Source organism: Bacteroides sp. 214, from assembly GCF_010501015.1.
Taxonomy (GTDB): Bacteria; Bacteroidota; Bacteroidia; order Bacteroidales; family Bacteroidaceae; genus Bacteroides.
The window spans coordinates 15,603-37,340 of sequence record NZ_QVML01000003.1 but is presented as its reverse complement, the minus strand read 5'-3'; the positions used below and the strand labels follow the sequence as shown (position 1 = coordinate 37,340).

Below are 21,738 nucleotides of genomic sequence, written 5' to 3'. Positions count from 1 at the left end.
TTACTATTACTTACAAATCTTCCATACCAGTGATACGCCCGCTTGGGTAGGTCCCCACACGTTACGCTTGCGTGATTCCACGTTATAGCCCTTGAGTACATACTTGTCATAATCCAACTTTGTATAACCCAGACCAAGATTGAAGTCGAAAGCCAATGAGTTGTTTACATATAGTACATACCCGAAGGTTAAACCTCCACCAATGAAGTCGCCCTTGCGTCCGGTATCGTTTAGCTTTATATCGAATGAACCGGTATGAAATTCGGCACCGGTGTAGAAACTGCGCTGTGGCTTCCAGTAGTAACGCACTTCGGGGTTCAATCGCCAGAAGTAGAAACTACGTTCGTCGTCTTTCCACGACCAATCTGTGTAAGTACCACGTACCAAGAGCGTAAGCTGTTGGTTGAGGGTTAGTTCCAAACCCAAATCGGGTGTAAGTGTGAGCCAATGCAATAGGTTGAAGTGCAGATTTAGTTGCGCATAGTTGCTTTTTACCTTGGGAAGTTCCATCGGTGTTTCGATTGTTTCTTCTGTAACTACCGTAATCACTTCTTTCTTTTCTTCTTTGGGTGGTTCTGCTTCGCGTTTTACCTCTTTCACTACCACTTCCTGTTTTTTCTTCGGGATGGTAATGGACACAATCACCACATCTTTCATGCCATTATAGTTTGTGGCATGGTTGGTTGTTCTGAAGTTTTCTTCGCGCATATTGGCACGCAGAATCAATTCAGTTTTTACACGGTTTGATCGTGTTTTTGCCATTTTTAGGTTTTCTGTCTCTTCGCTAAGCGAAGTACAATAACCTGTTACTTGTATCGGTATTTCCCCATTTGCTATCTTCTTATCGTGCTGAGAGATAAGTTCGCAAAGTTTCTCCAATTCTTGTCCGTTATTCCACGAAGGAACATAAAAGATGTCATTCTCGGGTAAGAACTTGAAGGAGAAGCGTGTTCCGGTTTGTTGCGCTTCATTGTCGTCTTGAGGAAAAGCGACTAATGCTTGTAGTAGCAGCAAGCAAACCACATAAATTTTGTTTCTCATGTTGTTGGTGTTAAAATGTAGATGTTTTCTATTCATTGATTTGATTTTCATATCCATTTCATCGCTGTTTTTTAGATTTATTAGTTTTGTTTTCCTTCGCTTTCGTTGATAAAATCTTTGCGCAAATCTTCATTTAGAGGATTGTGTGCAGTGATAACGTAATATATGCTTGTAGGCGATAGGTTTTCTAAAAGAAGTTTGTAGGCAATTCCATCGGTTATATTGGTGAAACTGCGGTAAAACACCAGGCGAATACTCTTCGAGAGGCTCTGTAGCTCCCTGTAAAGGTTACGTGTATAGCATATAGAAAAGGATTTGTTTTTCAGCTCCAGCAGATATACCCAACAAAGGGTTTCCTTTTCGGTTTGATTATAAAGATAAGTATGCTTCATGCTCCCGTTTATTTGTGTATCAAAAATAAGATAACACAGAGCAAAAGTGTTGGCATATCTGCAAAACAACTTGTCAAATCTGCAAAAAGTGAAAGAAATTGAAGAAATACCTCTTTTTAGTTAAACGTTTTGTGGGATTTAGCTTTTAATATACACTTCTTGAATCAGCTTGTGGATTTTGGCCAAACATGTAAATTATTATCTTAACTCCTTGTTGTAAACAAATTTGCGGAAATCGCGAATTGTTTACAAATAATCCCTTTTAGGAGGTGCTGTAAGAGGCTTTTTGTAAATGCTGCATTTGATGACTTCGAAATGCAGCAAACCGCTTAATCGAAATGCAGCATTTCGGTTACGACAAATGCTGCATTTGCAAGTGGTGATTTGCAAGAAGTTTTTTGGTATAAATAATATTTACTATTATAGGGTATGTGCGGACTCTATGACTTCTACATTGTCTTTTTTGCTGCAAACTTACGATACTCCGATGGGCTCATGCCATACTTCTGTGTGAAGGCGCGGAAAAACGAAGAGTAAGAGCCATGCCCCGAATCCATGGCAATGCTTTCGAGAGTAAGGTTGGGTTCTTTATCCAGTAATTCGAGCGCATACTTCAGGCGAAGATCGGCAATGAAGAGGCTAAAGGTTAAACCGGTTTCTTTCATTACCGCGTCGGCAAGATATTTTCGGTTGGTGCCCAGTTGCTCCGTTATTTTTGCACGGTCAAACTCGGGTTGGGTGAAGAGCTTATCTGTTTCCAGTAATTGTTGTAGCTTGATGTAGAGTCTTCGCTCTCGAGAAAGTTGTTCGGGCGCAAGTTGTGTTTCCGCTTCAAAAGCCTCTTTGTCGCTACGGTTTCGTTCGCTGATTTGTTTATAAAGCGATAGATTTTTGCGATACAGTCTACGTGAGTAAACAACAGAAATAATAGCCAATGTGGCAAGTAGCAGGCATCCACCTATGGCTGCCCACATGATGATTTGCTGTCTTTCTTTTTCGTATGTTATGCGGTCGAGTTGGTAGATAGTGCGAAATTCGCTCAACTGTGCAGCAATCCGTGTCGCGGCAAGTGAGTCGGATAGTGCTCCTGCTTGTTGTATGAGATTAAATGCCTGTTTGTATTCGCCCATGTTGTTAAGTATATCTGCTTTCATGCGCATAACTTCAATGTTGCCGATTATCATATCATTTTCGGTGTAGGCATCAAATTCGTTGTTGAGGTGCTCTAACGCTTTGGAATATTGGGCTGTAGCGTTGTAATAAAAAGCATAAACCGAATTTAGTAATAGCTTGGTGTGCTCTAAATTATGAGGTATTGTGTCTGCTATTTGAAGTAATTCCCATGCTTTGGGTAGTTCGTTCTTCTGAATGTGAAGCGCCGCGTAATATCCATAGATATATTTTTCGTAGTCGCGGGAGATTAAATCTCTAAAGGAATTGTCGTGAGCCAGAAGTTTTTCGCAGTATATCTGTGCTTTTTCATACTCTTTAGCTTTATAAGCAGCGTTAATAATTTTAATTCCTGCTTCTAGTATGTGTTGTTCTTTATCCTCTCGTTCCCATTGCAGCAGTAGTTCGTAGCTTTTCTCAAATGCATTCAATGCTTCTTTGTGATAGCCTTCGGCGGTATATACATCACCCATACTTGTATAGGCACTGACCTCTCCATAGATATTATTGTATTTTCCTGCCAGTTTTAACATCTCTTTGGTGATGCGAAGTGCAGTTTCATACTCTCCGGCTATTATGTGTTTTTCTATCACATAGGTTTCAATAGCAAAGTAGGCCGTCAAGTCATTTTGCTTTAGCGAATACTCCTTGCTTATCTCGGCATGCTGATAAAAAGTTTCGAGATTGCCCCAGTTGAAATAATAAGTGGCGCGCATGATAAGTGCACTACCTTTGAAGTGAGTGTCAGAAATTTCTTCGGCATACTCTTCCATCATGTCTATGTAATGCAGCATTTTCTCTTCGCCTTCGAAAAGCAACATGAGGTCAAAGATTGTTTCGAATTTATCGTCACCAGATTGCGTTTGCATTTTGGCAAGGAGTTCTTTTTCTGTTTCTTCGCGGGTAGCTGCTTGTGCAGATAATGCAGATGAGCAAAGGAGAATTATCAAGATGATACGACAGGTAGCTGCAAATGTTTTCATAACTTTGTCATTGTTTAAATGATGCTTTATAGCATTTAGTCACAAATATAACAAAAGTATTGGCATGAAGGTAATCGTCGATGATAAAATTCCCTATATTGAAGAAGCAATTCGGCACATTGCCGACGAAGTTGTATTTGCACCCGGCAATAAGTTTACCCCCGAATTGGTAAAAGATGCCGATGCACTCATCGTTCGTACACGCACACTTTGTAACCGGGAGTTACTCGAAGGTAGCCGTGTGCAATTTATAGCTACCGCCACCATTGGTTACGATCATATAGATACGGAGTATTGCAGGGCGGCAGGCATTGTGTGGGTTAATGCACCCGGTTGTAACGCCGATTCGGTGGCGCAGTATGTGGAGTCCAGCCTTTTATTGCTGCAACAAGAACGCTCTTTCTGTTTGGAGGGGGCGCGTATTGGTATTGTGGGAGTAGGGAATGTAGGTAGTCGTATTGCAAAAATGGCACAAGAACATGGTATGATAGTGTTGAAGAATGACCCACCGTTGCAAACTGCGCATCCGGATGAACAATATAGTACGCTCGAAGAGATAGCTCGTACGTGCGATGTTATTACCTTTCATACACCACTCAACCGGACAGGGATTTATAAAAGCTTCCACCTTGCTGATGAAGGCTTTTTTGCGCAACTCGTTAGAAAGCCTGTTCTTATTAATACTTCACGTGGCGAAGTGGTAAATACACAAGCATTGCTAAATGCGATGCGAAAAGGAGTGGTAAGCGAAGCCATTATTGATGTTTGGGAGGAAGAGCCCCATATTAATAAGGAACTGTTGCAGAAAGCTTTTCTTGCCACACCCCACATTGCGGGCTATTCTGCCGATGGCAAAGCTAATGCTACCAGAATGTCTTTACAAGCACTTTGTAAACATTTTGGGCGCTCCTTTCATTACGAAATAAACCCTCCAGTACCTGCAGAAAGCACTATTGAAGCTACTTCTTGGAGCGAGGCACTACTAAAAATATACAATCCGGCTATAGATAGTAACAACTTGAAGGAAGCTCCTGAACTTTTTGAAAAATTCAGAGGGGACTATCCGTTGCGAAGAGAAAAGAGTGCTTATACATTCAAAAAAAACCGGTGAAGACCTTGTGAAGACCTAAGGGAGGGGGTCTTCACGCCTAAACGGCTCACACTGTGTGACTTACATCGATATGTGAAGGTGAAGACCTATTCCTTCAAACTACATTTGGAGAATATTATGACTGAGTTCTTGTTAATATCTCACTGAGTTTTGTCATATTTCCCAGTGAGTTTTAATACTAAACTCACTGGTATTTTACTTATAGCAAACGACTCTTCTGCTATAAGCATTTGAGGCGAATACCATAAGCATTCAAGGTGAATACTATAAGCATTCGGTGTGAATGCCATAAGCATTTTTTTGCGAGATTAGTGATTAAAGAGTATTTTCTCTATAACTCTTGGGAAATGGGCATACTCCAAGGCATGAACTTTTTCGGCAACTTGCTCGGGAGTATCAGTAGAAAGCACAGGGCAAGTAATTTGTTCAATGACTTCGCCCTCGTCGTAATATTCATTGACGTAATGAATGGTAATACCTGTTTCTTTTTCTTGTGCTGCTACCACAGCTTGGTGCACACGGTCGCCATACATACCTTTTCCACCAAACTTAGGCAGTAACGATGGGTGGATGTTTATGATTTTGTTGGGATATTTATGTAAAAGTACATCGGGAATACGCAATAGAAAACCTGCCAACACTACAAAGTCGATATGATGATCTATCAAGGCCTCCATAATTCTCTCACCGGTTATCCACTCTTCTTTAGGAAATATTAGCGATGCTATATTTAATGTACGCGCGCGTTCCAATACATACGCATCCTTTTTATTCGTGATAATGAGTGCTATCCGAACTTCTTTGTTATTACTAAAATGTCTTGCAATGTTCTCGGCATTAGAGCCCGAACCAGACGCTAAAATGGCTATATTCATCTTTGTTTGAAGTAAACGACCTGCACAAAAGAGTGAAAAATGTGCAATAAATCGTATTTTGTTATTCAAATATTTGTTTGGAACAATAAATATTCATTCCTTTGCAACCGCAAATTTAAAGAAATAAATCTATTTATTAATTAAAAATTCAAAGTTATGTCTGAAATTGCATCAAGAGTAAAAGCTATTATCGTCGATAAATTAGGCGTAGAGGAATCAGAAGTTACAACTGAAGCTAGCTTCACAAATGACTTAGGAGCAGACTCTCTTGACACTGTGGAACTTATCATGGAATTCGAAAAAGAATTTGGTATTTCTATTCCAGATGATCAAGCAGAAAAAATTGGAACTGTAGGTGACGCTGTTTCTTATATCGAAGCAAACGCTAAGTAATCTATATTTCTTTATATGGAATTGAAAAGAGTTGTAGTAACAGGTCTTGGCGCTGTTACCCCCATTGGCAATAACGTTCCAGAGTTTTGGAACAACCTTGTAAATGGTGTTAGCGGGGCAGGACCTATTACTCATTTCGACGCATCGTTATTTAAAACCCAATTTGCATGTGAAGTGAAGAACTTCGATGCAACCCAATACATTGATCGCAAAGAGGCTCGCAAAATGGACCTGTATACACAGTACGCCATTGCTGTAGCCAAAGAAGCGGTAACGGATTCTGGTTTGGATGTTGAGAAAGAAGACTTGAATAGAATCGGTGTTATATTTGGCGCTGGTATTGGTGGAATTAAAACTTTCGAAGAGGAGGTAAGCAACTATGCTACCAACATAGAGAGAGGTCCACGATTCAATCCTTTCTTTATTCCTAAGATGATTTCGGATATCGCAGCCGGTCAAATATCAATCATGTATGGTTTTCATGGTCCTAACTATGCTACATGCTCGGCATGTGCTACTTCGACCAACGCAATTGCCGATGCATTTAACCTGATTCGTTTGGGGAAATGTAATGTAATTGTATCAGGTGGTTCCGAAGCTGCTATTGCTGCTGCTGGTGTAGGTGGTTTTAACGCTATGCACGCGCTATCTACCCGTAACGACGACCCTAAAGCTGCTTCGCGCCCATTCAGCGCAAGCCGTGACGGATTTGTGATGGGCGAAGGTGGCGGTTGTTTGATTCTGGAAGAACTGGAACATGCAAAAGCTCGTGGCGCTAAGATTTATGCCGAAATAGTTGGAACCGGGCTTTCGGGAGATGCCTATCACTTGACAGCTTCTCATCCCGAAGGACTTGGAGCTAAATTGGTGATGAAGAATGCGTTGGAAGATGCGGGTATGAAACCGGAAGAAGTTGATTACATCAACGTGCATGGTACATCAACGCCTGTTGGCGATGTGTCGGAAGTGAAAGCGATCAAAGAAGTATTCGGAGATCATGCGTACAAATTGAACATTAGTTCATCAAAATCAATGACTGGGCACTTACTTGGTGCTGCTGGTGCTGTTGAGGCTATCGCAAGTATTCTTGCTATCAAGAATAATATTGTGCCTCCAACAATTAATCATGTCGAAGGAGATAACGACGAAAACATTGATTATGACCTCAACTATACTTTCAACAAAGCGCAAGAGCGTGAAGTGAATGTAGCGTTATCCAATACATTTGGATTTGGCGGTCATAATGCTTGTGCTATTTTCAAAAAATACGCAGAGTAATTAGTCGTGCTACGCAATACTATACAGAAAATAAGACTCCTGTTCCATAGGGACAGAGAGTCTTATTTTTGTTTTTATAAGATACTGGGATTCTATCCACGCAATATAAATTTGTATCATCAGGCGCTGATGCACAAGTCAGTATCTGTACGCTCGGAAAAAGGACGCTATCTTAATAACGAACGCTTGGAATTTTTGGGAGATGCTATTCTTGACGCTATTATTGGCGATGTGGTATATAGCCATTTTGAAGGAAAGCGAGAAGGTTTTCTTACCAATACCCGCTCGAAAATAGTGCAACGCGAAACACTCAATCAGCTTGCTGTAGATATTGGATTAGACAAACTAATTAAGTATTCCAACCGTTCTTCTTCACACAATAGCTATATGTATGGTAATGCGTTCGAGGCATTCATCGGTGCTATTTACTTAGATCAGGGATATTATCAATGCAAGAAGTTTCTCGAAGAAAGAATAATCGGGAAGCATATCGATATAGATAAGTTGTCGCGTAAAGAGGTTAACTTCAAGTCCAAATTAATTGAATGGTGTCAAAAGAATAAGGTAGCAGTCTCTTTTGAATTAATAGAACAATCATTGGATGCCGAGAGTAACCCCATTTTTCATACAGAAGTGATGATAGAAGGTATATCTGCCGGTAAGGGAAATGGTTATTCTAAAAAAGAATCGCAACAAAACGCCGCCGAGATGGCGCTGAAGCAAATTAAATCTTCTCATAAATTCGTTCTTCGCATACACGAAGCAAAAGAACTAACCGAAGCAGACTCCCATTCGGTGACCTTGGATAACTAAATCATGGTCTTCTGTAACCAGTTTCAATTTTCCTCTTACTTCCGACAAAGGTAATGAGATAAAGTCATTGCCCGATAGAGCAACCATACATCCATATTCGCCGTTAGCAATCAGTTCGGTAGCATGACCTCCCATTCGAGTTGCCAGATTCCGGTCGAAAGGAGTAGGGGAACCGCCGCGTTGGATATATCCTAATACTGTTTCGCGTGTTTCCACCCCCGTTCTCTTTCCTATCTCTTCTGTGATGTAGGATGCCGCTTTCTCGCCATTAGGTGTTTGAATTCCTTCGGCAACAACAATAATAGAATATGTTTTTCCTTGTTTAAATCGTTCGCTTATTGCGTTGGCTATATTATCTATTGTGTAAGGTATTTCGGGAAGAAGAATGATATCGCTGCCACCTGCCATGCCCGAATAAAGTGCTATCCAACCTGCTTTGTGTCCCATAACCTCCATAACCATTACACGTTTGTGCGAGCTGGCTGTGGAGTGCAAACGGTCTACAGCCTCGGCAGCTATACTTACAGCAGAGTCGAATCCGAAAGAGAAGTCTGTTCCCCAAATGTCATTGTCGATTGTTTTGGGGATAGAGACAATGTTTACACCTATCTCGGCAAACTTGGCAGCCGTTTTTTGTGTACCATTTCCGCCGATACAGACTACACAGTCCAGTCCCAATTCGTGTATGTTTTGAGCTATAATAGCAGGTTTGTCTATCCCGTCGGCTCCTCTCTTCTTGAAAGGTTTCTCGCGTGAGGTGCCAAGAATAGTACCGCCCTGTGTGAGCAAACCCGATAAAGATTTCTCCGTAAGAACTTGTATATCCTTGTTCAATAACCCCTGAAAACCATCGTTGATGCCAATGACCTCCATTCCATAATGATTGATAGCTGTTTTGCAGACTCCGCGTATCGTAGCATTGATTCCCGGACAGTCTCCTCCTGAAGTTAGAATACCTATTTTCATTTCGTACTTAGATGAATAAAAGCCCAAATACTTACTTCCGAAAACACTCTAATTGAATATAAAAAGCTTAAAATGAACACTTTTTGAGATTGTTTCCGCAGTAAAGGTAGGAAAAAAAGATAAATAAAGTTACTTTTGCGCAGCCAAACATTACACTGATTATTGAAATGAATATAACCAAAGGTATAAGTAAGGTTTTTGCCCTCCGACTGAAGGAAATAGATTTGTATGCTTCGCGATCCGGAGAGATACAAAATAACGTGCTGATGAAGCTGTTGAATAAGGCAAAAAATACAGAATGGGGGAACAAATACGACTATAAATCCATATCTAATTACGACCAATTTCGAGAACGCGTACCGGTACAAATGTATGATGACATAAAGCCGTACGTAGAGCGAATGAGAGCCGGTGAAAAGAATTTGATCTGGCCTTCGGAAATACAATGGTTTGCCAAGTCTTCGGGAACTACCAACGACAAAAGTAAGTTTCTTCCCATTAGCAAAGAATCCCTGAATGATATACACTATAAAGGTGGTGCGGATGCTGTAGCCATGTATCTACGCATGAACCCCGAAAGCAGGTTCTTCTCGGGGAAAGGTGTTATTCTTGGTGGTAGTCATCGCCCGAATGATAATTTGAAACACGGATTGGTTGGAGACCTGTCGGCTATTTTGATACAGAACGTAACCCCTATGGTTAATTTCCTGCGTGTTCCCAGTAAGAAAATAGCATTGATGGACGAGTGGGAAAGCAAAATTGAAGCTATAGCCAATGCTACAATCAATGTAGATGTTACCAGCCTCTCTGGAGTTCCTTCGTGGTTTCTTGTACTTATCAAACGTGTTTTAGAAAAAACAGGTAAGACTTCATTGGAGGAAGTTTGGCCAAACCTGGAAGTCTTCTTTCATGGTGGGGTTAGTTTTACTCCTTACAGAGAGCAATATAAGCAAATCATACACTCAAAGAATATGCATTATGTAGAGACTTATAATGCATCCGAAGGGTACTTTGGAACACAAAATGACCTTTCTGACCCTTCTATGTTAATGATGATTGACTATGGTATATTCTATGAATTTATGCCGCTCGAAGATCTTGATAAAGAGAATCCACGTGTTTATTGCTTAGAAGAAGTCGAGCTCAATAAGAATTACGCCATGATTATCTCTACTTCTTGTGGATTATGGCGATATATGATTGGCGACACCGTGCGCTTTACCAACAACAAACCCTACAAATTTGTTATTACCGGAAGAACGAAGCATTTTATCAATGCCTTTGGAGAGGAGTTAATCATTGACAATGCGGAAAAAGGTTTAGCCAAAGCTTGTGCGGAAACAGGCGCGCAGATTTGTGAATATTCTGCTGCTCCGGTATTTATGGATGAAAATGCTAAATGTCGTCACCAATGGCTGATTGAATTTGCTCAAATGCCTGACTCTATTGAGAACTTTGCCGCGATACTTGATAAGACGCTCAAAGAAGTAAACTCCGACTACGAGGCAAAGCGCTGGAAAGACATAGCCTTGCAACCACTTGAAGTTGTAATAGCCCGGGAAGGCTTGTTCCACGATTGGCTGAAGGAAAAAGGAAAGTTAGGCGGTCAGCACAAGGTTCCACGCCTAAGCAACGACCGTAGCCACATTGAAGAAATGTTGACGCTGAACAAGTAAGCTATAAGAAATCTTCTCGCATAGGCGAAAAAGGTATCTATTAGACAAATATAATCCAATTCTAATATTAATGTGTATTTTTGCCACATTAATTACACTAAAACAAGCAGTACATAGGAAATGAGAAAATGGCGTATTGAAGATTCTGAGGAGCTTTATAACATCACAGGATGGGGCATCTCTTACTTTGGTATTAACGAGCAAGGACATGTAGTAGTTACTCCACGCAAAGATGGAGTAGGGGTAGACTTGAAAGAGCTTATCGATGAGCTGCAACTGCGTGATGTAGCGCTTCCCATGCTTATTCGCTTCTCGGATATTCTGGATAACCGTATCGAGAAAACATCGTTGTGCTTTAAGCAAGCCTCTGAAGAGTATGGTTACAAAGCACAGAACTTTATTATTTATCCGATAAAAGTAAATCAGATGCGCCCGGTTGTGGAGGAGATTATCAGCCACGGCAAAAAGTTTAACTTGGGATTGGAGGCTGGCTCAAAACCCGAACTTCATGCGGTAATTGCTATTAACACCGATTCGGATTCGCTCATTATCTGCAACGGATACAAAGACGAAAGTTACATAGAGCTTGCGTTGCTTGCACAAAAAATGGGTAAGCGCATCTTCTTGGTAGTAGAGAAGCTGAATGAATTGAAGCTGATAGCTAAGATAGCGAAACAGCTCAATATTCGTCCTAATATAGGCATTCGCATCAAACTGGCTTCATCGGGAAGTGGAAAATGGGAAGACTCGGGTGGCGATGCAAGTAAGTTTGGATTGACATCAAGTGAGTTGCTCGAAGCACTTGACTTTCTGGAAAAGAAAGAAATGAAAGACTGCCTGAAGTTGATTCATTTTCACATTGGCAGTCAGGTAACAAAAATACGTCGTATCAAGACGGCTTTGCGCGAAGCATCTCAGTTCTACGTGCAGTTATATTCTATGGGTTTTGAAGTAGAGTTTGTGGACATTGGTGGTGGACTTGGTGTAGACTATGATGGTACCCGCTCGTCCAATAGCCAAAGTAGCGTAAACTACTCTATACAGGAGTATGTAAACGACTCGATCTCTACATTGGTAGATGCGAGTGACAAAAACGGTATACCACATCCTAATATCATAACCGAAAGTGGGCGGGCATTAACGGCACATCACTCGGTGTTGGTGTTCGAAGTGCTTGAAACAACCAGTGTACCCGAGTTTGGCAATGACGAAGTTATCTCCGAAGATGATCACGAATTGGTAAAAGAGCTCTATTCCATTTGGGATACGTTGAATCAAAATAAGATGCTTGAGGCTTGGCACGATGCGCAGCAAATACGCGAGGAATCGCTCGACTTGTTTAGCCATGGTATTGTTGATTTAAGAACACGCGCGCAAATAGAGCGTTTATACTGGTCTATTACCCGTGAAGTAAGCCAGATAGCCGCAGGATTGAAGCATGTACCCGATGAGTTCAAAGGGTTGTCGAAGATGCTTGCCGATAAATATTTCTGCAACTTCTCACTGTTTCAGTCGCTGCCCGACTCGTGGGCTATTGACCAAATCTTCCCTATTATGCCAATTCATAGGTTGGATGAACGCCCAGACCGCTCGGCAACGTTGCAAGACATTACCTGCGATTCGGATGGAAAGATTGCAAACTTTATTTCTACCAAAAACGTATCGCATTATCTACCTGTTCACGGACTTAAATCCAAAGAACCTTATTTCATGGGGGTATTCCTTGTAGGTGCCTACCAAGAGATATTGGGTGATATGCATAATCTGTTTGGCGATACTAACGCAGTACATATATCCGTAAACGAGAAAGGATACAATATAGAACAAATTATTGATGGTGAGACCGTAGCCGAAGTACTTGACTATGTACAATACAACCCCAAGAAATTGGTTCGCTCGTTAGAGACGTGGGTTACAAAATCGGTAAAAGAAGGAAAGATTTCGCTTGAAGAAGGAAAAGAGTTCTTGTCTAACTATCGTTCGGGACTTTACGGGTATACATATTTAGAATAAATGGAGAAACTAACAGTTATCAAAGTCGGTGGAAAGATTGTAGAAGAGCAAGATACTCTGAACCAATTGCTTGCCGACTTTGCCAATATAGAAGGCTACAAGGTATTAGTACACGGTGGTGGGCGTTCGGCAACTAAGTTAGCCGCGCAGCTTGGTATAGAGAGCAAAATGGTGAACGGGCGTCGAATTACCGATGCCGAAACCCTGAAAGTTGTGACTATGGTTTATGGCGGACTTGTCAACAAGAACATTGTTGCCGGTTTGCAAGCCAAAGGAGTAAACGCGTTAGGACTAACCGGTGCCGATATGGGTGTAATCCGCTCAGAAAAACGTCCTGTAAAGGAAATAGATTATGGTTTCGTTGGCGATGTAAAGCAAGTAAACGGTGCGTTGCTTGCCGACTTTATCCGCAAAGACATTGTTCCTGTGATGGCTCCGCTTACACACGACGGCAATGGTCATATGCTTAACACCAATGCCGATACCATTGCCGGAGAAACAGCCAAAGCTTTGGCTGCTCACTTTGATGTTACACTGGTGTTTTGCTTTGAAAAGAAGGGTGTGTTGCGCGATGAACACGATGATGATAGTGTTATTCCCCACATTAACCGCCAAGAGTTTGAGGCATACGTTGCTGATGGAACGATACAGGGCGGCATGATTCCCAAGCTGGAAAACTCCTTTGATGCAATAAACGCAGGAGTGTCTGAAGTAGTTATTACTTTGGCTTCGGCTATTGGGGGAGCAGAGGGGACGCGCATACGGAAATAGCGCGCCCCGGTAAACTTACATTCTGGAAAGACCTTTTCCGCTAAAATTAACCTCCGGGTTTCCTTTGTACTCTACTGCTCCGCTACCTTTGGATGAACCTGTTAGCGTTTCAATAGCTGTACACTCAATATCTCCCGACCCTCTTACATTGGCTGTAACATGAGTGGCTTTTAATCTTGTTGCGTTTATATCTCCCGACCCAGCCACTTCATAAATAGCCGTTTCGCACTTTCCTGTCAAATCTATATCACCCGACCCTGCTACCAATGCTTTTATGATGGTTGCAACGGTTTCCTTTAACTCAATATCTCCCGATCCGCTTACCTTTGCAACCAACTCTTCGCAAATAATGTTTTGTCCGTTTATATCTCCCGAACCATTTACTAATAGCGTAAACTTCCCGTCAACTTTTACCCCTTTGGGCATCTCGATATCTCCCGATCCTTTTACGGTTGCTTCTATTAATCGGGGAGAAGTTACTCTGACTTCCAGCTTTTGTACATTCCTGATGCTGGTATTTTTCTTGAACCGTACAGTTAACACACCATTTTTTACGGATGTTTCTATCAACGGAACAATATTGTCCGAGCCATAAATCTCGATAGAGGGAGCGCCTGCTTTTTGTTGATAGATAACAGTAGGGCTGCCATTTACTACAATGCTATGGAAGTTGTCTGCCTTTACGGTTTTGGTAATGTACTTTTTGCTTGCCGTTACTGTTTGTGCCTGTGCGGTTGTAGCGGCAATAATACATGTTACAGCAAGGATAATCAATGAAATGCGTCTCATAATCATACAGTTTTATTTGGTTAAACATTATTCTCCTTTGATAGAACCTACTCCTTTTTTCTTGAGTTCTTTTTCTTTGGGGTTACCTTTGTAGCGAATGCCTCCTACGCCAAGTGCGCTTGCTTTTATCTTTTCCGATGCAAAGCACGAAATGTCACCTACTCCTTTCACTGTGGCGTTGGTCGATTTGCTGATTAAATCGGATGCTTTGATGTTTCCCACACCTTTGGATGAAAGAATGGCTTCTGCAACTTCTCCTTTCAGGTTTATGTTTCCTACACCTTCTAAGTGCGCGGTGAGTTTGTTGCACACAATGCCTCTTATATTAATATCGCCTACACCACTGCTATAGATGGAAAGCTTGTTGGCGGTTATGCCGTTTTTAGTAATAAAATCGCCCACACCTTTAAATGTAATATTGTCTATTTCGGGAGAAGAGATGGTTATCTTGAAGTTCTTCACGTTCCTTATTTTAATCTTTTCTTTCATTTCTACCTTCAACTCTCCGTTCTTTACACTTACTGTTACCAGCTCGACGATATTGTCGGGTCCGTAAACACTTAGTGCTGTTGTGCCATCGGTAGACTGTTCGTAATAGATGTCTCCTACAATAGAGGTGCTAATTGCATTGAAGGTTGGGGTGTTAAATTCTCGTGTAATATAGTTGCTGCTTGGCTCGATTCCTCCCAGATTCAGATTGCCGGAGTAGTAACAGCCAGAGCAGATAAATATAGCCACGAAGCTCAACAGATAGATGCTTTTTGTTGCTTTCATAATGTGCGTTTTTGGTTCATATATTTGTTAGACGTGCTTGGTTGAAGAAAAGTTGCAGAAATTCTAAAATTATCGTGTATATTTGTTTATAAAAGGAGCTATCTTGAATAATATAATAGAAGATAAAGAGCTTGGGAAGCTTATTCTAAGAATAAATCCACGTGCAAGACACTTTGTGTTTCGCACCAAACCCGATGCCATTTATGTTACCATTCCTCCCGGAGCTACTGCGCGAGAGTTGCAAACCTCCATCGAGAAGGTAAAGGATAAACTGCTGAAGGCAAAACAAAAAACAGCAAGCAAATACGTACCTATTAATTTGAACTATCGTATTGATGCGGAGTACTTCAAACTACGCTTGATGAATGGTACGCATCCTAAGTTTCTGGCTAAGTCCGAACTGGGTAAACTGGACGTTATTTGTCCGCCCGGTGCCGATTTCTCTGATGAGGGACTACAAACATGGCTACGCAAAGTAATAGTCGAGGCGCTGCGGCGTAATGCGAAAATCATTTTACCGCCACGTTTGTATATGCTTTCTACGCAGCATAACCTGCCTTATCGTGCAGTGAAAATTAATTCCAGTCGTGGAAGATGGGGAAGTTGTTCGGCAAAGAAAGACATCAACCTCTCCTGCTTCCTCATGCTACTTCCTAAGCACCTGATTGACTATGTATTGCTGCACGAACTGGCTCACACCCGAGAGATGAATCATAGTGATAAGTTTTGGAAACTGCTGAATAGCCTAACCGAACAACAAGCAGAGGCTCTTCGCAGAGAGTTGAAGAACTTTAAGACAGATTTATAGCTTAAGAATATAGTGCGTGACGCTCTGCTCTTTGTCGGTTTGTTTTACAATCGCCTCTTTCGGTAACACACATCAAACTATCATTTTGTCAAAGCCTCCAAGGATGCGATAAAATTCATCGCGAGGGATCTTGGACGGAAAAAACGCAGAAAATGAACTGTGTTTAGGGTTATTTTGAACTGATTTTTCCTAAAAACGCAGTTCATTTGCATCTAGAATGCAGTTTGTTTTTCTTTTGAAGCTTATGGAAGTTGCACCAAATGCTTATGGAGATTGCCTCAAGAGCTTATGGCATTCGCTCTCGTTGCTTATGGCAATTGAGGCAAATGCTTATGGCAGTTTTAGCCAAAAGCTACCTCTTCTACAAGGCCTGTAAAGGGCATCGAAAAGAAAAAGGAATAGAAATCCTTTTGCGATGAAAAGTCAAATAGTAAGAGGAACTAATGAGAACATGAGTACGTAGCTGCTTTTTGCTTTCATATTGCTATTCCGAACCCATTATGGAAAGTGTAGAAATGGTATTTTTTATTGCGCCAGCAGCTTAACCCCATCCTCGTCTTTCATTAACGAAATGGTTCCTCCCTTAGGATTTAACTCAAATAGCGACATTTTTTCTGTGAGGTTGTCCACAATCATCAAGGCACTTTGTTCGGCAAACCGGGCAGCGTCAAAGCTGAAAGGCTCCTCTGTAATCAGTTTGTTGACAAAGAGGCTGTCGTTGATAAAGATAGAGAGCGAATCGCCCGCAAAACCCTTAGTGAGGCTAATGGTGTAAGTTTCGGGAAAAACCTCCTCTTCTTTTCTGTCGCGGCTGAACCGTAAACTTATATAAATAAAGATAGCTACAATGAAAAAAACGCCAAAGGCAAGGATGCCATTCCCTACCATGAATTGCTTGTTTGTATTTAAGTGATGTGCCATAACGTATGCTGATTTGGTTTGTAAAGGTACATAATTTATTTTTTTCTTCATAATATTTTGTGTGTCAGCATACTATTTACTATCTTTGCGCCCGAATGGATGAAGGAGGAGGGGCGGTAAGCTCCTTTTTTTGTTCTTTACACACAGTTATAAATGATAGAAAAAAAGACAGTTTCCGGTATAGTCACTGAGTGGCTGGAAGGAAAAGATTATTTTTTAGTAGATGTCATGGTTAGTCCCGATGCAAAAATAGTTGTCGAGATAGACCATGCCGAAGGTGTTTGGATTGAAGACTGCGTAGAGTTAAGCCGTTTTATAGAGTCGAAGCTTAACCGCGAAGAAGAAGATTATGAGCTTGAGGTAGGATCGGCAGGTATCGGGCAACCGTTCAAAGTGTTGCAACAATATTGCAACCACATTGGCGAAAGTGTGGAAGTATTGGCAAAAGACGGGCGTAAGTTGGCTGGTGTTCTGAAAGAAGCCGATGCGGATAAATTCGTTGTTGGCATAGAAAAGAAAGTAAAAGAAGAAGGTGCTAAACGTCCTAAGGTTGTTGAAGTGGACGAAACCTTCCGTTATGATGAAATAAAATATACGAAATATCTAATTAGTTTTAAATAAGATTATGGCCAAGAAAGAGGAAACTATCAGCTTGATAGATACATTTTCGGAATTTAAGGAGCTGAAGAACATCGATAGAACTACGATGGTTAGTGTGCTCGAAGAATCATTCCGTAGCGTTATTACCAAAATGTTTGGTACGGATGAGAACTATGACGTGATTGTAAATCCGGATAAAGGTGACTTCGAAATATGGCGTAATCGCGAGGTTGTAGCCGATGACGAACTAACAAATCCGAATATGCAAATCTCGTTGACCGAAGCGCACAAGATTGATGCAGACTTTGAACTAGGCGAAGAAGTAACCGACGAAGTAATCTTTGCTAAGTTTGGTCGTCGTGCTATTTTGAACCTGCGTCAAACATTGGCATCGAAGATACTCGAGTTAGAAAAAGATAGCTTATACAATAAATATAGCGATAAGGTAGGAACAATTGTAAATGCCGAAGTGTATCAGGTATGGAAGAAAGAAATGCTCCTATTGGATGATGAAGGAAACGAACTCTTGTTGCCTAAATCAGAACAAATACCAAGCGATTTCTACCGCAAAGGCGAAACTGCTCGTGCTGTAGTAGCTCGCGTAGATAACAAAAATAATAATCCGAAGATTATTCTTTCGCGCACATCACCCGTGTTCTTGCAACGTTTGTTCGAGATGGAAGTTCCCGAAATTAACGACGGACTTATTACTATCAAGAAAATAGCACGTATACCAGGCGAGCGTGCGAAGATTGCGGTTGAATCATATGACGACAGAATAGATCCGGTAGGAGCTTGCGTAGGTGTAAAAGGAAGCCGAATTCATGGCATTGTACGCGAACTTAGAAATGAAAATATAGACGTTATCAATTATACATCAAATATACAGCTGTTTATTCAGCGTGCATTGAGTCCGGCTAAGATTTCTTCTATTCGTATGAACGAAGAAGAACGTAAGGCGGAAGTATTTTTGAAACCAGAAGAAGTGTCACTGGCTATTGGTAAAGGAGGGTTGAATATCAAGCTAGCCAGTATGCTTACCGAATACACCATTGATGTATTCCGCGAATTGGATGAAAACCTACAGGATGAGGATATCTATTTGGATGAATTCGCCGATGAAATTGACGAATGGGTAATAGATGCCATTAAAGCTATTGGGATAGATACGGCTAAGTCCGTACTTAATGCACCTCGTGAGATGTTGATTGAAAAAACCGATTTGGAAGAAGAAACGATTGACGAGGTAATTCGTATTTTGAAATCAGAGTTTGAAGAAGAATAATAAATAGTGAAGACGATATGTCGGACGCTGAATTAAAATTCTCAAAGTTAAACTCTAAATTCTCATTAAAATAGTATGACGATCAGACTAAATAAAGTTACAAGAGATTTGAATGTAGGAATATCAACGGTAGTTGAGTTTCTGCAAAAGAAGGGTCATGTCATTGAGGCAAACCCCAACACCAAAATTACAGAAGAGCAATATGCTATTCTTGTAAAAGAATTCAGCAAAGACAAGAACCTGAGACTCGAATCGGAACGTTTCATTCAGGAACGTCAAAACAAAGACCGCAATAAAGGTTCGGTAGCTATTGATGGTTACGAACCCAAAGAGGAAAAGCCAAAGGCGGACAATATAATTAAGGCTGTTGTTCCTGAAGATTCACGACCCAAATTTAAGTCTGTGGGTAAGATTGATTTAGATAACTTGAATAAGAAAGTAGCAAAAGAGCCAGCTGCAGAAGTAAAAAAGAGTCCCAAACCTGCACCCGCTAAGGAAAAACCCATAGCTGCACCCGTTCAAGAGCCGGTGAAAGAACCTGTGGTAGAGAAAGTGGAGCCGGTACAAGAAGTTGTTACCGAGGTAAAGACTCCCGAACCAGTTGTGGTAAAGGAAGAAGTAGTTAAGCCCGAACCGGTAGCAGAAGTTGTTACTAAAAAAGAAGTTGAGCCGATACAGGAAACTCCTGCCGAGAAAGCAACCGAAAGCAGCGAAGCTGCAGTGGCAGAGGATGATGTGTTTAAGTTGCATAATGAAGGTATTGTATCCAAGATAAATGTTGTTGGGCAAATAGACTTGGCAGCACTTAACCAATCCACACGTCCTAAGAAGAAATCGAAAGAAGAAAAGCGCAAAGAGCGCGAAGAAAAAGATAAAGTTCGTCAGGACCAAAAGAAACTGATGAAGGAAGCCATCATCAAAGAAATCCGTAAGGATGATGGAAAAGCTAAAGAAGGAGACAATGCGACAAAGAAAAAAAGAAGTCGTATAAATAAGGAGAGAGTTGATATCAATAATGTGTCATCTAACTTCACACGTCCTGTTCCAAATAGTGAAAAAACTCAAGGTGGACAAAACAGACCAAATCATCCCGGTGGACAAGCTGGTCAAGGTGGACAGAACAAACACCGTGGCAATAATAAAGACCGCTTCAAGAAACCTTTGGTAAAACAAGAGGTAAGCGAAGAGGATGTTGCAAAACAAGTAAAAGAAACATTGGCGCGTCTTACCACAAAGGGTAAGAACAAAGCCTCTAAATATCGTAAAGAGAAACGTGAAAGCGCGTTAAACCGCCAATACGAATTAGAAAGTCAGGAATACGCGGATAGCAAAATACTCAAAATTACAGAGTTCGTGACAGCGAATGAGTTGGCTAGCATGATGGATGTCTCTGTGAATCAGGTTATCGCAACTTGTATGAGTATTGGTATGATGGTATCTATAAACCAACGCCTGGATGCGGAAACTATTAACTTGGTTGCCGAAGAATTTGGCTTCAAAACAGAATATGTAAGTGCTGAGGTAGCTCAAGCAATTGTAGAGGAAGAAGACGCAGCGGAAGATTTGTTGCCACGCGCTCCGATTGTTACCGTAATGGGACACGTAGACCATGGTAAAACTTCATTGCTCGACTATATTCGTAAAGCTAACGTTATTGCCGGTGAAGCCGGAGGTATCACACAGCACATTGGTGCATACAATGTGAAGTTGGAAGACGGTAGAAGGATTACTTTCCTTGATACACCAGGTCACGAAGCATTTACAGCAATGCGTGCACGTGGTGCAAAGGTAACAGATATTGCGATTATCATTGTAGCCGCCGACGACAACGTGATGCCACAAACAAAAGAAGCAATCAACCATGCGGTTGCGGCGGGTGTTCCTATCGTTTTTGCGATTAATAAAGTAGATAAGCCTGCGGCAAATCCCGAAAAGATAAAAGAAGAACTGGCAGCTATGAACTTCCTCGTTGAAGACTGGGGAGGTAAATATCAATCACAAGATATCTCGGCAAAACAAGGTCTGGGTGTGAAGGAGCTGATGGAAAAAGTACTTCTCGAAGCCGAAATGCTTGAACTGAAAGCAAACCCCAATCGTAGAGCTATTGGTTCGATTATTGAATCAACACTAGATAAAGGTCGTGGTTATGTGGCTACAGTATTGGTTTCTAATGGTACACTCAAGATGGGAGATGTGGTGCTGGCGGGTACGAACTTTGGTCGTGTAAAGGCAATGTTCAATGAGCGTAACCAACGCATCGAAAAAGCAGGTCCTTCAGAGCCGGTATTGATACTTGGTTTGAATGGTGCTCCTACTGCAGGTGATACATTTAATGTAATAGAGACTGAGCAAGAAGCACGTGAAATAGCCAACAAACGCGAACAGCTACAACGTGAACAAGGACTGCGTACGCAGAAGATTCTTACGTTGGATGAGTTGGGACGTCGTATTGCATTGGGTAACTTCCGCGAGTTGAACGTGATTGTGAAGGGAGACGTGGACGGATCTATCGAAGCATTGAGCGACTCGTTGATTAAGCTTTCGACAGAACAAATCCAAGTAAATGTTATACACAAAGGTGTGGGAGCAATATCCGAATCGGATGTTACACTTGCAGCAGCTTCAGACGCAATTATCATTGGTTTCCAGGTTCGTCCTTCGGCGGCAGCACGCAAGATGGCGGATCAAGATGGTGTGGATGTTCGCTTGTATTCGGTAATCTATGCAGCTATCGAAGAGGTAAAAGCAGCTATGGAAGGTATGCTTGAACCAGTAATAAAAGAAGAAATCACTGCAACGATTGAGGTGCGCGAAGTATTCAATATTACTAAAGTGGGTACAGTAGCCGGAGCCATGGTAAAAGAAGGTAAGGTGAAACGTTCTGACAAGGCAAGATTAATTCGTGATGGTATTGTAATTCATACCGGAGCGATTAACGCACTGAAACGCTTCAAAGAGGATGTGAAAGAAGTTGCTACAAACTACGAATGTGGTATCAGCTTAGTGAACTATCATGATATTAAGGTAGGCGACATTATTGAGTCATTCCAAGAAATTGAAGTAAAACAAACATTATAAA

General features: G+C 41.3%; 19 protein-coding genes. 11 read left to right on the top strand and 8 right to left on the bottom strand.

Features of this window, described 5'->3' with window-relative positions; genetic code table 11:
- Positions 1 to 6: 6 nt before the first annotated feature.
- The 3 genes from D0T50_RS04095 to D0T50_RS04085 all read right to left on the bottom strand — a co-directional run bounded on the left by D0T50_RS04095 (position 7) and on the right by D0T50_RS04085 (position 3,586).
- On the bottom strand, positions 7 to 1,041 hold the full coding sequence (locus D0T50_RS04095) for a DUF3575 domain-containing protein (RefSeq protein WP_163222234.1): 1,035 nt from the start codon (positions 1,039 to 1,041) through the stop codon (positions 7 to 9).
- An 80-nt stretch (positions 1,042 to 1,121) separates the two neighbouring features.
- A complete protein-coding gene (locus D0T50_RS04090) occupies positions 1,122 to 1,433 on the bottom strand; it encodes a hypothetical protein (protein ID WP_163222233.1) in 312 nt (103 codons plus the stop codon).
- A gap of 449 nt (positions 1,434 to 1,882) precedes the next feature.
- Positions 1,883 to 3,586 (bottom strand): helix-turn-helix domain-containing protein, encoded by a 1,704-nt coding sequence (locus tag D0T50_RS04085; RefSeq protein ID WP_163222232.1) that lies wholly within the window; start codon positions 3,584 to 3,586, stop codon positions 1,883 to 1,885.
- A 64-nt stretch (positions 3,587 to 3,650) separates the two neighbouring features.
- Here D0T50_RS04085 and pdxB point away from each other — a divergent pair, with 64 nt between their 5' ends.
- Positions 3,651 to 4,697 (top strand): 4-phosphoerythronate dehydrogenase PdxB, encoded by a 1,047-nt coding sequence (gene pdxB, locus D0T50_RS04080; RefSeq protein ID WP_163222231.1) that lies wholly within the window; start codon positions 3,651 to 3,653, stop codon positions 4,695 to 4,697.
- A 308-nt stretch (positions 4,698 to 5,005) separates the two neighbouring features.
- Here the strand turns inward: pdxB and D0T50_RS04075 are convergent, their stop codons facing one another.
- A complete protein-coding gene (locus tag D0T50_RS04075; protein WP_163222336.1) occupies positions 5,006 to 5,629 on the bottom strand; it encodes a phosphoribosylglycinamide formyltransferase in 624 nt (207 codons plus the stop codon).
- 99 nt (positions 5,630 to 5,728) lie between these two features.
- On the opposite strand from D0T50_RS04075, the gene D0T50_RS04070 reads away from it, so the two are divergent.
- The 3 genes from D0T50_RS04070 (at position 5,729) to rnc (ending at position 8,056) form a co-directional block, all read left to right on the top strand.
- Positions 5,729 to 5,965, top strand: a complete 237-nt coding sequence (locus D0T50_RS04070) for an acyl carrier protein (RefSeq protein ID WP_005844276.1) — start codon at positions 5,729 to 5,731, stop codon at positions 5,963 to 5,965.
- A 15-nt stretch (positions 5,966 to 5,980) separates the two neighbouring features.
- Positions 5,981 to 7,243: a beta-ketoacyl-ACP synthase II gene (gene fabF / locus D0T50_RS04065; protein ID WP_163222230.1), complete on the top strand. Its 1,263-nt coding sequence runs from the start codon at positions 5,981 to 5,983 to the stop codon at positions 7,241 to 7,243.
- A 129-nt stretch (positions 7,244 to 7,372) separates the two neighbouring features.
- Positions 7,373 to 8,056 (top strand): ribonuclease III, encoded by a 684-nt coding sequence (rnc, locus tag D0T50_RS04060; protein ID WP_239058203.1) that lies wholly within the window; start codon positions 7,373 to 7,375, stop codon positions 8,054 to 8,056.
- Here the strand turns inward: rnc and D0T50_RS04055 are convergent.
- A complete protein-coding gene (locus tag D0T50_RS04055; protein WP_163222228.1) occupies positions 8,015 to 9,022 on the bottom strand; it encodes an ATP-dependent 6-phosphofructokinase in 1,008 nt (335 codons plus the stop codon). The genes rnc and D0T50_RS04055 overlap by 42 nt on opposite strands.
- A 167-nt stretch (positions 9,023 to 9,189) precedes the next feature.
- Between D0T50_RS04055 and D0T50_RS04050 the strand changes: the two genes are divergently transcribed.
- From D0T50_RS04050 to argB, 3 genes are all read left to right on the top strand, one after another.
- The gene (locus D0T50_RS04050) at positions 9,190 to 10,698 is read left to right on the top strand and encodes a GH3 auxin-responsive promoter family protein (RefSeq protein ID WP_163222227.1); all 1,509 of its coding nucleotides are present in this window, start codon (positions 9,190 to 9,192) and stop codon (positions 10,696 to 10,698) included.
- Positions 10,699 to 10,818: 120 nt separating this feature from the next.
- The gene (speA, locus tag D0T50_RS04045) at positions 10,819 to 12,711 is read left to right on the top strand and encodes a biosynthetic arginine decarboxylase (RefSeq protein ID WP_163222226.1); all 1,893 of its coding nucleotides are present in this window, start codon (positions 10,819 to 10,821) and stop codon (positions 12,709 to 12,711) included.
- Positions 12,712 to 13,482 carry an acetylglutamate kinase gene (gene argB / locus D0T50_RS04040; protein WP_163222225.1) on the top strand — a complete coding sequence of 257 codons (771 nt, stop codon included), beginning with the start codon at positions 12,712 to 12,714 and terminating at the stop codon, positions 13,480 to 13,482.
- Between the two features lie 15 nt (positions 13,483 to 13,497).
- Here argB and D0T50_RS04035 read toward each other — a convergent pair whose 3' ends face one another.
- Together D0T50_RS04035 and D0T50_RS04030 are read right to left on the bottom strand one after the other, a co-directional pair.
- Complete coding sequence (locus tag D0T50_RS04035; RefSeq protein ID WP_163222224.1) at positions 13,498 to 14,271, bottom strand: head GIN domain-containing protein; 774 nt, start codon at positions 14,269 to 14,271, stop codon at positions 13,498 to 13,500.
- Positions 14,272 to 14,298: 27 nt separating this feature from the next.
- The gene (locus D0T50_RS04030) at positions 14,299 to 15,045 is read right to left on the bottom strand and encodes a head GIN domain-containing protein (protein WP_163222223.1); all 747 of its coding nucleotides are present in this window, start codon (positions 15,043 to 15,045) and stop codon (positions 14,299 to 14,301) included.
- Between the two features lie 103 nt (positions 15,046 to 15,148).
- On the opposite strand from D0T50_RS04030, the gene D0T50_RS04025 reads away from it, so the two are divergent.
- Positions 15,149 to 15,853: a SprT family zinc-dependent metalloprotease gene (locus D0T50_RS04025; RefSeq protein ID WP_163222222.1), complete on the top strand. Its 705-nt coding sequence runs from the start codon at positions 15,149 to 15,151 to the stop codon at positions 15,851 to 15,853.
- Between the two features lie 525 nt (positions 15,854 to 16,378).
- On the opposite strand, the gene D0T50_RS04020 is transcribed toward D0T50_RS04025, so the two are convergent.
- The gene (locus D0T50_RS04020) at positions 16,379 to 16,774 is read right to left on the bottom strand and encodes a hypothetical protein (RefSeq protein ID WP_163222335.1); all 396 of its coding nucleotides are present in this window, start codon (positions 16,772 to 16,774) and stop codon (positions 16,379 to 16,381) included.
- 153 nt (positions 16,775 to 16,927) lie between these two features.
- Between D0T50_RS04020 and rimP the strand changes: the two genes are divergently transcribed.
- The 3 genes from rimP to infB all read left to right on the top strand — a co-directional run bounded on the left by rimP (position 16,928) and on the right by infB (position 21,737).
- Positions 16,928 to 17,395, top strand: coding sequence for a ribosome assembly cofactor RimP (gene rimP, locus D0T50_RS04015; RefSeq protein WP_163222221.1), 468 nt, complete (start codon positions 16,928 to 16,930; stop codon positions 17,393 to 17,395).
- A gap of 4 nt (positions 17,396 to 17,399) precedes the next feature.
- A complete protein-coding gene (gene nusA, locus D0T50_RS04010) occupies positions 17,400 to 18,659 on the top strand; it encodes a transcription termination factor NusA (RefSeq protein ID WP_163222220.1) in 1,260 nt (419 codons plus the stop codon).
- Between the two features lie 75 nt (positions 18,660 to 18,734).
- The gene (gene infB / locus D0T50_RS04005; protein ID WP_163222219.1) at positions 18,735 to 21,737 is read left to right on the top strand and encodes a translation initiation factor IF-2; all 3,003 of its coding nucleotides are present in this window, start codon (positions 18,735 to 18,737) and stop codon (positions 21,735 to 21,737) included.
- Position 21,738: the final 1 nt, after the last annotated feature.